Origin of the sequence: Pseudonocardia autotrophica (genome assembly GCF_003945385.1) — a bacterium.
Lineage (GTDB): Bacteria > Actinomycetota > Actinomycetes > Mycobacteriales > Pseudonocardiaceae > Pseudonocardia > Pseudonocardia autotrophica.
Genome location: NZ_AP018920.1, coordinates 655250 through 667916, shown reverse-complemented (window position 1 = coordinate 667916; position 12667 = coordinate 655250). Strand labels below are relative to the sequence as shown.

The 12667-nt window shown below is 75.3% G+C and carries 7 protein-coding genes; 1 reads left to right on the top strand and 6 read right to left on the bottom strand.

The genetic code is table 11. The annotated features are described in order from the left end of the window. Positions 1–21: 21 nt before the first annotated feature. Complete coding sequence (locus tag Pdca_RS03260) at positions 22–1236, bottom strand: oxygenase MpaB family protein (protein ID WP_085916192.1); 1215 nt, start codon at positions 1234–1236, stop codon at positions 22–24. Positions 1237–1292: 56 nt separating this feature from the next. Between Pdca_RS03260 and Pdca_RS03255 the strand changes: the two genes are divergently transcribed. After that, positions 1293–1952, top strand: coding sequence for a TetR/AcrR family transcriptional regulator (locus Pdca_RS03255; RefSeq protein WP_197719906.1), 660 nt, complete (start codon positions 1293–1295; stop codon positions 1950–1952). On the opposite strand, the gene Pdca_RS03250 is transcribed toward Pdca_RS03255, so the two are convergent. From Pdca_RS03250 to Pdca_RS03230, 5 genes are all read right to left on the bottom strand, one after another. Continuing rightward, positions 1898–2329, bottom strand: coding sequence for a rhodanese-like domain-containing protein (locus Pdca_RS03250; RefSeq protein ID WP_085916193.1), 432 nt, complete (start codon positions 2327–2329; stop codon positions 1898–1900). The two genes, Pdca_RS03255 and Pdca_RS03250, sit on opposite strands and share 55 nt — an antisense overlap. Further along, positions 2326–2889: a cysteine dioxygenase gene (locus Pdca_RS03245; RefSeq protein ID WP_085916194.1), complete on the bottom strand. Its 564-nt coding sequence runs from the start codon at positions 2887–2889 to the stop codon at positions 2326–2328. The genes Pdca_RS03250 and Pdca_RS03245 overlap by 4 nt, the downstream gene beginning before the upstream one ends. A 251-nt stretch (positions 2890–3140) precedes the next feature. After that, the gene (locus tag Pdca_RS03240; protein ID WP_125911235.1) at positions 3141–8762 is read right to left on the bottom strand and encodes a SpoIIE family protein phosphatase; all 5622 of its coding nucleotides are present in this window, start codon (positions 8760–8762) and stop codon (positions 3141–3143) included. Positions 8763–8799: 37 nt separating this feature from the next. Further along, a complete protein-coding gene (locus Pdca_RS03235; protein ID WP_085916196.1) occupies positions 8800–9663 on the bottom strand; it encodes an alpha/beta hydrolase in 864 nt (287 codons plus the stop codon). Then, positions 9660–12521 (bottom strand): carboxypeptidase regulatory-like domain-containing protein, encoded by a 2862-nt coding sequence (locus tag Pdca_RS03230; protein WP_125911234.1) that lies wholly within the window; start codon positions 12519–12521, stop codon positions 9660–9662. The genes Pdca_RS03235 and Pdca_RS03230 overlap by 4 nt, the downstream gene beginning before the upstream one ends. Positions 12522–12667 lie beyond the last annotated feature (146 nt).

Here is a 12667-nt window from a genome sequence, read left to right as displayed (position 1 = left end):
GCCCGCCGCCGGTGCGTCCGGTCAGGCCGGCAGGTCCCGCGGTCCCGGCTGCTCGACCCCGAAGCGCAGGGCGAGATCCGCCCGGACCCGGCGGTCCGACCGCTCCTCCAGCCACCGCCGCCCGCGCTCGGAGCGCACCACCACCGTCGACTGCACGAGATTGCGCAGCACCTGCGACGGCACGATCCACGGCAGCGACACCGGCAGCTCCAGATCGCGCATGCCCTCGGCCCCCAGGAACAACCGCAGCAACGACAGCAACCGGCGCCGCTCCCACCGCCCGCGCAGCCCGGGCCGCTCGTCCCGCAGCCCGCCGACCAGTGCCCCGGTCAGCTCGGCCCCGCTCGGTGTCACGTCGCCCTGAGCCAGCAGCACGTGATGGTTGAACGCGTTCTGCTCCCGCTCGGTGGTGTACAGCCAGTCGTCGTCGACGCCCATCAGCCAGCCGATGTAGCGCCAGAGGTGCATGATCGCGTCGGCGTCGGCCCGCGGGACGTGCGTGCCGAGCAGCCGGCAGCCGAGGATCGCGGTGCTGTTGAACAGCCCGAGGGTGGACGCGAGATCGGACCGGTTGATCGGCAGTCCGTGCTCGGCGGTGTCCCACCGGTCACCGCGCTCGAACCGGTCCGCGACGAGCGCGTGCATCGCCCGGACGTGCAGTGTCGCCCGCCAGCCCTCCCCGCCACGGGCCATCCCGCCGGGCCGGCTCACCGCGAACCCCCACGCCTGGGTCTCGCCGAGCCGGCGCATCGCCCCGGCGCCGGTCAGTCCACCGGTCCGTACCAGCAGCTCCGTGGGGCCGCCGTAGCGGTAGCCGCCGATCAGCGACAGTCCGAGCAGCACGTCGTCCCGGCTGCGGCCGAGCCGCCGGTAGGCGCGTCCACCCCGTTCCAGCCGGTCGTGGTCGACCCAGTCCGGTTCGGGGGTGACGGCGGCGAAGAACTCCCGCAGTGCCTGCGGCGCGTCGTCCGATGGCCCGCCGGCCTCCAGCGACCGGTGGAACGCCCGCATCGTCACCCGCTCGGGATCGGAGCGTTCCCGGCCCATCGCGCGGGCCAGCGCGGCCCCGGTCTCGTCGCGGAGCAGCATCCGGCGGCCGATCTCGTCGAGCAGCTCCGGATCGGGCTCGCGCACCCCGGCCACCAGCGCGAGCGGCCGGGCGATCCGCGCGTTACGTTCCGGTGAGCTGCGAAAACGGCGGGGGTACACCGGGGAGATCGACGCCTCTGCCACCATGAACGCATGCTGACACGAGCAAGTGCTCGCGTTCAATGCGCGTACCGGGATCCGGCATGACCGCCCGCACCGGACGCCGGCGGGAGCCCCGCCAGGAACGCTCCCGGCAGATGGTGGAACGGATCGTCGAGGCCGGCCGCGAGGTGCTGGTCACCCGCGGATACGACGGTGCGTCCACCAACCGGATCGCGGCCGCCGCCGGCATCTCGCCGGGCTCGCTCTACCAGTACTTCCCGGGCAAGGACGCGGTGCTGGCCGAGGTGCTCGACCGCTACCTGGACGCGATGGAGGCTCGCGTCTCGCGCGCGTTCCTCGACGCCCTGAGCGGTGCGCCCGGGCCGGAATCAGGCACCGCACCGGCGGTCCGGGCCACCCTGGAGGCACTGCTCGACGCGTTCGCCGAGCAGCCCGACCTGGTCCGGGTGATCGCCGAGCAGCTGCCGCGGGCACCCGGCGGGCGGCGGGCCGCATTCGCCGGGCGGATCGACGACCTGGTCGCCACCGCGCTGCTCAGTCGTGGCGCGGCCGACACCGGCACCGTGCGGGCGGCCGCCTGGACCGTGGTCCGCACGGTCGAGCACCTGGCGACGAGCTACCTGCTGGAGTCGCCCGACTTCGGCCGCGACGTCGTGCTCGACGAGCTGACCGCGCTCGTCTCCGGCTACCTCGACGCGCGGTGGAGCGGCGGGCGGGTCGCGTCCGACGGGCCCTCCTGACCGGGCTCGGTCGGCAGTCCGGCGGCCGCCCACGCCCGGAAGCCACCGTCGATGTCGGTGGCCCGGTGCAGGCCCAGGTCCTGTAGCGACGCCGCCGCCAGGCTGGAGCTGTACCCCTCGGAGCAGAACAGCACCCAGGTGACGTCGTGGTCGACGGCCTGCGGGATGCGGGCGTCCGAGGTCGGGTCGAGGCGCCATTCCAGGTGGTTGCGCTCGATCACCAGTGCGCCCGGGATCGCGCCCTCCTCGACGCGCTGCCAGCCCGGCCGGGTGTCGACGAGCAGCGCGCCGTCCCCGGCGAGCGCCGCCGCCCGGCGCGGATCGGGCCGGTCCAGCCGGGCCCTGGCCGCCGCCAGCAGATCACCGACCGCCGTCATCCGACGCCCTGTCCGGGCTGGACCAGCTCGGTCCTGGTGCGGCGCAGACGCTGGTGCCCGGCGGTGGCGGGCACGTCCTCGACGTCGTAGTACGACATCGCCGACAGCGGCGGCGAGTAGGCGTGCACGCTCACCGCGGCCTCCTCGGCCGTGTTGGCGACGTCGTGCACGTGGCCGAGCGGGAACCCGGCGCCGCGGCCGTGCCGCAGGGTGCGGGTGCGCAGGCCGGACGGGCCGCTCCACCGGCGCTCGGTCAGCGACCCGGACACGACGGTCAGCGCGCCGAGCGAACCGGCGTGGTCGTGCAGCTCGGCGATCTGCTCGGTCGCCCAGCTGATCAGCCAGACGTCGCAGAATCCGTCGCTGCGCAGCAGCCGGTGCCAGCGGCGGTCGCGATCGACGACGACCTCGTGCCGGCCGGCCCGGACCTCGGCGGCGATCTCCCGGGTCAGCTCGGTCAGGTCGTCGAGGTCGTAGGGGGTGGGCGCGGTGACGGGGCGCGCGTGCACGGTGGCGGGGCGGACGCGGGCGGGTCGGGACGCACGGACAGGCGCGGACACGGTGGTACTCCAGGGATGTCGGGAGAGCGGGAACGGATCCTCAGCTCGGGCGACAGCCCTGATCGAAGTGGTCGGCGCGCCGGGTTCCCCACAGGGGTCCGAGTGTCGCTGCCTGACTCACGACACCGATGTCACCACACCGCAACACTCGCTTCAAGGAGCCGTCCGGCGGGCGGGACGTGACCACACCCTGTCCGGACACCATAGCCGTGACCTGCGTGTTCGCCGTCACAATAGATCCGGTCGGTCCTTCAGCCCTCGTCGGACATCCCGATCACGGTGTCCAGCCCGGAGAGCACCAGCGAGCGCCGGGCCTGGCTCCCGGCAGCCGCGACCAGGGTCAGCGGCACACCGTCGGTGCGCATCCGGCGCGCGACCTCGGACAGCAACGCGATCCCGGCACTGCTGACGAACGAGTCGGACGCCAGGTTCAGGGTCACCGGCAGCCCACGGTCCAGGTGCTCATCGAGTGGGCCGCGGATCGCCGCGACCCCGCTCGGGTCGAGATCCCCGATCACGGTGAGCCGCACCCCGTGCGCATCCGGGGCCACCCGCAGCCGGGTCCGTTCCGCGCGCCCGTCGTCACCGGCGGCCCCGGTGACTCCGGCGGCTCCGGTGGCGAGGTCGCGGTCCGGTTCCGGCTCACCGGCGACGAACTCCACCGGCGGGCCCGCGCCGGGCGTCCCGACGTCCACCGGGGTGGCGGGCAGCCGGAACCGCACCGTGGTGCCGGCGTCGGACGGCTCGATGGCGACGTCCTCGGCCAGCTCCCGGATCAGCGCGATCCCGCGGCCCCGGTAGCCGGGATCGGCCGGGGCCGGGCGCCACCGGCCGCGGTCGACGACCCGGACGGTGACCGAGCCGTCCGAGGCCACGGCGAGCTCCAGGTCGACCCCGGCGGCGGCGTCGACGTCGTCGGGCAGGTACGCGTGCTCGATCGCGTTGGTGACGGCCTCGCCGACGGTCAGCTGCAGATCGCTGACCGCGTCCGCGCCCATCCCGCAGGTCGCCGCCCAGCCGCCGACCGTGCGGCGCAGCGCGGCGAGCCGCTTCGGATCCGCCTCGATCACCGTGTGCAGCGGCGGCGGCATCAGCCGGGCCACCACGACCACCGTGTCGTCCGGCACCGACGAGCCCTCGGACATCCGGTTCAGCAGCGGATCGGCCATGTCCCGGGGCTGGGCGTCGGCGAGCTCGCCGAACGCCTCGGTGAGCCGGGCCAATCCGTCGTCGATCACCTCGTCGCGGCGCTCGAACAGGCCGTCCGAACACAGCAGGATCATCTCCCCCGGCTCGATCCGGTCGGTGGCCTCGGCGAACGGGGGGCGGCCGGAGATGCCCAGCGGCACCCCGCGTCCCTCGGACAGCATCCGTACCCCGTCCGGCCCGGCGAGCAGCGGCGGCGGGTGTCCGGCACTGGCGTAGCGCAGCTCCCCGGTGCCGATGTCGACGAGCGCGACGGCCACCGTGCTGGCGGTCGCCCCGCGCACCCGCAGCGCGAACTGGTCGAGCTGTTCGAGCGCCCCGGCCGGGGGCTGGCCGTTGACCAGGTTCGCGGCGACCGCGCTGCGCAGCTGCCCCATCACGGCCGCGGCCGACGGGCCCCGGCCGACGACGTCGCCGACCACCAGCGCGACGATGCCGTCGTCGAGGTCGAGCACGTCGAACCAGTCGCCACCGGCCTCGGTCCCCTGGGTCCCCGGCCGGTAGCGGGTGGCCAGCGACAGCCGTTCGATGTCGGGCAGTTTCTGCGGCAACAGGCTGCGTTGCAGGGTCACCGCGACCTCGTGCTCGGCCTGGTGCAGCTGGGCCCGCACGATCGCCTGCGCGCACTGGTTCGCCATGGTGCGCACGAAGCTCTGCATCTCCGGCGTGAACGTCGGCTCCTGGCCGAAGCGCATGCCGAGCACGCCGATCGGCCGGGCCGCGACCATCAGCGGCACCGCCGTGTGCACCGGGTAACGCAGCACATCGGACATGTCCTGGGCGTTCCAGATCGGCTCACCGCCGCTGATCGCCAGGCTCAGCGGGTGGCTGCGCGACGGCGTGCGCATCGGCGGCCCGTCGTCCGGCCAGCCCGCCTCGTCGAGCAGCGTGAGCACACCGTTGTCGTCGATCACCAGCAGCGCGACGGCGGCCGCCCCGATCGAGCTCCGCCCGTGCTCGACGACGACCGCCGCGACCGAGTCCAGGTCGGTCGCCCTGGCCAGCCCGGTCGCGACCGCACCGAGCCGTTCGGCGAGTCGCCGGGCCTCGGTCTCGGCGTCCAGCATGGACGCGCGGTCGAGGGCCTGTGCCGCCAGCTCCGCGACCGCGATCGCGGCCTCCCGGTCGCCCTCCGAGAGGGTGCGCTCGGCCAGCATCGACACGGCGAGCACGCCGAGCGTCCGGCCGCCCGCCACCAGCGGCAGGTAGCCGAGGGTCTGCGAGTTGTCCGGCACCACGCCGATCTGTGCCGGGTAGCGGGCCGCCCACTCCCGGGCGGCGGAGAACCACAGCGGCTCGCGATCGGCGAGCACGTCGGCGAACGCCATCGGTGCGTCGGCCCGGATCCGGCCGGCCCGCCGCCACATCTCGCGGTCCCAGCCGTGCCCGGTCAGCGCCTGCAGCCACTCGCCGCGGATCTCCCACAGGCCGGCGAAGTCGGCGTCGAGCAGGTCCACGATGTGGTCGGCGGCGATCGCCGCGACCTCGCCCGCGGTGGCCGCCGCGGACATCTTCGCGGTCGCCCGGTGCAGCAGACCGAGCCGCTGGGCCGAGGACCGTTCCTGCTCCAGCAGCCGGGCGTTGTCGATCGCGAGCCCGGCCCGGCGGCCGATCTCGGAGAGCAGGTCCAGGTCGTCGGCGGTGTAGGGGGCCCCGGCCTCGGTGCGCACGGCGGTGAGCACCGCACTGGTCCGGCCCCGGGCGGGCAGCGGGACGACCATCACGGAGCGGATCTGCAACCTGCTCCAGGCGCGGCGCTGCGCCGGGGGCAATCCGTCGAGGACGTCGTCGAGCCGCTCGGCCGCGATGATCTCCGGGCGGCCGAGCCGCTCCTGCATCGGCACCAGCGGGCCGAGCCTGCGCAACGACGGCTCCAGTGCGGCCCGGTCGGCGGCGACGGCGAGTGTGACGCCGTCCTCGGCCGGTTCGGCGTCGTGCACCAGCGCGACCTCCGCCAGTCGGTCGTCGACGACCGCACGGACGAGCTGATCGGTGCGTCCGGTCCGGGTGATCTCCCGCTCCAGCGACTCGGCGACCTCGGAGTAGATCCGGTGCCTGCGCTGCTCCCGGTGCTGGACGTCGATGTCCAGGCAGCCGCCGACGTACCCGGCCGACCGTTCGCCGTCGCGGACCGGGGCGCCACGGTCGAGCACCCAGCGGTACCGCTCGGTCCGGTCCAACAGCCGGTACTCGACCTCGAACGGGGCGTGCGCGCGAGCGGCGGCCTCGGTGACCGAGCGGTAGCGCTCGCGGTCGTCCGGGTGGATCCGGCGCCGCCACGCCGGCCCCAGCTCGTCGGCGGGGTCGTCGACGCCGGTGAAGTCGAGCCATCCCCGGTTCACGAACAGCCGGTGCCCGCCCGGGTCGTCGACCCAGATCAGTGCGGGTGTGGAGTCCGCCATCGCACGGAACTGCAGCTCAGCGGCCCGGCGGACCCGGCCGAGCTGCAGGTGGTTGGTGACCCGTGCCAGCAGCTCGCGGGCGGAGAACGGCCGGACCAGGTAGTCGTCGGCGCCCGCGGCGAAGCCCTCGACCGCGGCCTCCTCACCGGCCCGCGAGGACAGCAGCACCACCGGAACCCCGACCGTCCGCGGATCGGAGCGCAGCGCCCGCAGCAGCTCGATACCACCGCTCGCGGGCAGCGCCGCGTCGGCGACGACCAGATCGGGTGGGTCGGTGCGGGCCGCGTCCAGCGCGGCCGCGCCGTCCGCGACGACCTGCACCGTCCACCGCTCGGCGAGCAGGTCCCGCAGGTAGCCGCGCATCTCGCGGTCGTCGTCGACGACCAGCACCCGGTCCCGGTGTTCCAGGTCGAGCCCGTCGATGACCGACGCGTCCACGGAGCGGCCCCGGGCCGGGACCGTGCCGTCCGGACAGACACCGTCGGGCGGGTCGGGCAGCCAGCGCAGCGCCTCCGCCACGTACGGGCCGGCGAGCCGCGGGGTGCTGCGGGCACCGGTCCGGGACCGGACCAGCCGGTCCTGGGCCAGGTGCGCGAACCCCAGCGGGACCCGGACGGTGAACGTGCTGCCGACGCCGGGTGAGCTGTCGACGGCGATGCTGCCGCCGTGCAGCCGCACCAGCTGGCGGATCAGCGGCAGCCCGAGGCCGCTTCCCTCGCTGGTCCGGCCGCGGGCCCGGCCGGGCCGGCGGCGGCGTTCGAACACCGTGTCGATCTCGTCGTCCGGGATCCCGGCGCCGGTGTCGGCGACGGTCAGGACCACCTGCTCGCCGTCCTGCCCGAGCTCGACGCGGACCCCGCCCTCGACGGTGTACTTCAGGGAGTTGCTGAGCAGGTTGAGGACGATCTTCTCCCAGGCGTCCCGGTCCACCCACGCCGGACGCCCGGTCGGCGGGCTGTCCAGGGTCAGCTCCAGGCCCGCCCGCTCCATGACCGGCGCGAACGCGGCGACGAGCTGCGCCGTCGTCGTGCCGAGCTCGGTCGGCGCGAACATGCCCTCCTGCTTGCCGGAGTGCAGCGCCGAGGCGTCCAGCAAGCCGTCGACGAGCTTCAGCATCCGCTGGGCGTTGCGCTGGGCGATGTCGATCTGAGCGCGGACGGTCGGGTCGGTGTGGTCGCGCAGCCGTTCCAGCGGACCGAGTACCAGGGTCAGCGGGTCCCGGAACTCGTCGCCGAGACCCGCGTAGTAGTCGGCGCGGGTGTGTTCGGCGGAGCTGATGTCCTCGCGGCGGTCGCGCTCGCGGTCCCGGGCGAGTGCGGCGACGAGGACGGTCCCGACGTGCCCCGCGACCAGCCGCAGGAACGCGCGCTGCGACTCGTCGAGCGGCAGCAGCGGCGGCACGCCGATCGCCACCGCGATCCCGGTGCCGCCGTCGGGGGTGTGCATGACCGAGCGCGCCACGTCGGTCACCGGGCCGTCGGCTCCGGGCACCGGTGCGACGGTGACGAACTCGACCGCGGCCCCGGCGTCCGGGCCCTCGTCGGTGGGCAGCCACCCCTCCGGCGGTGCGGTCACCCGGACCGTGGTGAGGGTCCGCGGCTCCGGGCCGGCGACGGCGACGACCGCGCAGGCGATGTCCTCGACGGCGTCGCCGAGCACCGCCTGCAGTCGTTCGACGGCGACGTCCATCGTCGGGGAGTCCCGCACGACCTCACCGAGCGCGGCGAGTACCGCCATCCGGCGCGACGCCACGACGCTCCCGGTGACCTCGGTGATCAGCGTGATCAGGCCGCGGACCTCACCGTCCGGCCCGCGCACCGGCGTGGCCGAGTAGTTCCACCAGCTGGCCTCCGGATGCCCCCACCGGTTCAGGACGATCTTGTCGTCGGCCCGGTAGATGCCCTCCCGGCCGCCGGCCAGCAGCTCGACCAGCTCGTCGGCGAGATGATCGGTGATCTCCGGCCAGCCCTCCCGCATCGGACGTCCGAAGGCCGACGGGTGCCGCAGTCCCGAGCGCTCGGCGAACACGTCGTTGTAGAAGAGCACCAGCTCGGGGCCCCACCACACGACCAGCGCCTGCCGGCTCTCCAGCATGAACCGGATCGAGTCCTCCAGCTCGCGGTCCCAGTCCGGGCGCGGGCCGAGCGGGGTCGACGACCAGTCGATCGTCTCCAGCAGGGTGCGCACGGGGACGGCGGCGTCCGCCGCCTGATCGTCGGACCTGGTCACCGTGCGCGCCACCTCGTTCGCCGTTGCTGCGCCCACGATTCCACCATCCGGCGGGCCGTGCCGCCGGAGCGGATCAGGCCCGCTGCCCCGCGGCGGCGTCGCGGCGCTCGCCCAGCCACTGCCGCAGGTCGGACAGCGGCCGGTCACGGCCGGGCTCGTGGAAGATCTCGTGCCAGAAGCCCTCGTACCAGCGCACCGTGGTGTCCGGCGAGCCGCTCGACTCGTCGAGTGTGCGGGTACCCGCCGGGTCGGTGAGCCGGTCGGCGGTGCCGTGCTGCACCAGCAGCGGCAGCCGCAACTCGGCCGCCCGCGCCGGGAGGGTGTCCATCGTCGCGTAGACCGCGGCCCCCAGCGCGAGGGTCGGATTGCCGTGGTGGACCAGCGGATCGGCCCGGTAGTCGGCGACGACGGCGGGATCGGAGCTGATCGCGTCGGTGTCGATCCCGACCGGACGCACCGTGGGCAGCACCCGGGACACCAGCGACAGCACCGGGACGAGCACCGCCGGGACCGTGTCCGAGGCCAGCGCGGGCGCCGACAGCGCGAGCCCGGTGAGCCGGTTCTGGTGCCGCAGCGCGTAGGCGAGCGCGATCTGCCCGCCCAGGCTGTGCCCCAGCAGGAACACCGGGAGGCCGGGATGGCGGGCGACGATCTCCCGCCGGAACGTCTCGAAGTCCTGCAGCAGATCGTCGTAGCGGCGGACGTGCACCCGGGGCCCGCCGGATCGGCCGTGCCCGCGGTGGTCGAGCCCGTACACCGCCCAGCCGTCGGGTCGCAGCGCGTCGACGACGGAGCCGTAGCGGCCGGAGTGCTCGCCGATGCCGTGACTGACGAGCAGCACGCCGGTCGGATCGCCGTCGGGCAGCCAGCCCTGCCAGAAGAGCTCGATCCCGCCGACGCCGGGCAGCCTGCCCTGCACGTCCGGCTCGCCGGTCACGACGCCGTCACGTCCTGCTCGACGTCACCGCCCGCGGGCACCTCGACGTCCACTCCGGACGCGGTGGCGCCGGTGCCCGTGACGAGCCGGTACCGGCCAGGGTCCAGATCGGTGAGCCGGAACGTGCCGTCCGGGCCGGTCCGGGTCTCGGCGACCGGTTCGCCGTCCTGCTCCAGCGCGACCGGGACGTCCGCGGCTGCTCCGTCGTCCGTCCGGACCGTGCCGTGCACGGAGGCGGAGGGCCGCAGCCGCACCGTGACCGCGGCGGCGGTGTCGGCCACCGAGAAGGCGGCGACGCCGGGCCGGTGCCCGTCCAGGCGTGCGACGACGGCGAACTCGCCCGCCCCGGGTGCCGGGATCCGGGCGATGCCGTCGGCGCCGGTCACGGCGGATCCGGTCGGGCTGCCCGCCCGGTCCCGGAGTGCGACGGCGGCACCGGGCAGTGCCGCGTCGTCCGGTCCGAGTACCCGGATCTCGACGTCCTGTGGGGCGGTTCCGGGGACGACCGCGTCCGGCGCGGGGCCGGAGCGGCGCACCGTGAGTGCGACGTCCTCGGCCCGGTCGCCGGCCTGGACCGCGGGGTTCACCGGGTCGACGGCGGCGGTGCGCACGGTCGGCGGGGCCTCCGGTTCGGGTGCCGGTGTCGCCGGCGGCGGCACGGGATCGGCCGCGGGCGGCGGCTCCGGACGCTCCGCGACCGGGCGGGTCGACCGCAGCAGGCGCGGGGCGGGCCGGGGCGGCGGTTCGGGGTTCTCACCGGACTCCCGGGGGCCGGTGGCCGCCAGCCCGATGCTCGCGATCCGGGCCTCGCTGCCGATGCGCTCCGAGGCACTCGCCTGCTCGGGCACCCGGCTGCTCCAGTTCGGCTGGCCGGTGATCCGGTCCCGCGCCTCACGGAACTCGCGTTCGGTGTCCGGGGTGGCCTGGCCACGAGGGATCGGACGCTCCGCCGGGACCGCGGTCACCCGCTTGACCAGGTCGGGATCGACCGGGGACCGCGGGTCGGACCGGACCGGGAGGACGGTCGGGGCGCCCGCGATCACGGCGGCCCCGGTGTCCTCGGGTTCCTCGGATGCCACGGCGGCCGCGGGGAGCTCGGTCTCCCCGACGGTCCGGGCGGGCTCGGTGTCCCCGGTGGCCAGGGCGGGCTCGGTGTCCTCGGTGGCCAGGGCAGGCTCCGTCTCCCCGGCGACCGGGGCGGGCTCGGTCTCCCCGGCAGCCGGAGCGGGCTCGATCTCCCCGGTGGCCCGGTCCGCCTCGGTCGCCCCGTGGGCCCGGGTGGGCTCGGCGGGGTCCTCGGTCCCTCCGGGAGTCGCGGACAGCTCGTCGGTCTGCGCGGACCGCTCGGTGTCCTCGGACGGCTCGGAGCCGGCGGCCTCGTCGGTGGATCCGGCGCCGTCGCCGGCACGCCCCGCGGTCACCACCGCGGCGGTCGCCGTCGCGGCGACGGCCCCGCCGGCGAGCGCGGCAATCCGACCGGCACCGATTCCCGGTGCAGCGTCGTCGCCCGACGCAGTGTCCTCGCCCGGTGCGGCGTCGTGGCCCGGTGCGGCGGCGGCGCTCAGCGCAGCATCCCCACCCGGCGCGGGGTCCTCGCCCGGCGCGGCCCCATCCATCGGCGCGGCCGCAGCAACCGGCACAACCTCGCCGACCGGCGCAGTCCCAGCAGCCGGCGCGGCATCTCCGACCGGCGCGGCCACAGCTCCCGATGCAGCGTCACCCACCGACGCAACCTCATCCGAGCCGGCAGCCTCGTCCGACACAGCAGCGTCATCCAGCACAGCAGCGCCATCCGAGGCAGCACCCGCGTCCGGTCCCGCCGCTCCGGCGGCCTGCACACCGCGCCCGAAGTCGATCGGCTCAGCGCCCACCCCGTCGTCGGCGCGCACCCGCGACGCGGTGACCGCGTCGACCTCCACCTCGGGCACCGGGGCGTTCGGGTCCTGCCCGGCGTCGTGCTCCTGGATCAGGTCCTCGTCGACCGGCAATCCGGCACTCGCGGCGGGGCGCACCGGGGCGGCACCGTCCGGCCCGGGGCGTTCGCCGCGGGCCGCGCGGAACGCCGCGATCGAGGCGAGCCCACCGGCCGTCGGCGCAGCGACTCCACGGTCCGGCGTGCTGATGTCCGGCGCCGAGCTGTCCGGTCCGAGAACGTCGGAGTCGGTACGGGGCCGCTCGATCGGGCGCCTGCGGGCGATCGGGGTCGGGCTCGGCACCGGCCGGGTCGGCGCCGTGGGCGGGTCGACCGGCTCGACCGGCTTGCCGTCCTTGAATCCACGCGACCACGGCGGACCGACCGGCCCGGCGCTCACGTCCGGGGTGATCCGCGGCTCGGCGGAGCGGACCTCGGGGATCCGGTCGGTCGTCTCGTCCTCCGCGGTGTCCGCGGCGGCGTCGGTGATGTCGGGCGCCGACGAGACCGCTACACCGAGCGACCCGAGCTCCGACCGCGGCACCTCGCGGCCGACCGGCTCCGGATCGTCCGGGTCCGCAGTCGTGCCGGCGACCGCATCGGACTCGGCGACCGCAGCCGTCCCACCGGCCTCGATGGGCCCGGTGGGATCGGCGTCCTCGGGCTCGGCGTCCTCGGGCTCGGTGTCCTCGGCGACCGGATCGGCCGGGGCGGGCTCGGGGAACTCGGGTTCCCCGGCGTGCTCCACGGCCGGCTCCGGCGCGGGGACGTCGTCGTCGAGCCCACGGGCCCGGCGATCGACCAGGTCCGCGACGGTCCTCGGACGTGCCTCGTCGTCGTGCGACGTCGGGTTGTCGTCCCGGCCCCGCCCCCACCGCAGGAACGCTGCGATCCCGACGGCCACCAGCACCACCACCAACAGCCCCAGCAGGGCCCACGTCGACATCTGGAGATCCTCCTGCCGGAACACCACGGACCGGTCCCATGACACGGTCGAACCGGGGACGCCCGGCGCCGCGTCGGGTACCTGCGGCTCCGGTGACCCGGTCGGCATGTCCGGCGACGCACCGTAGCACCGTTGACCTCCTGTCC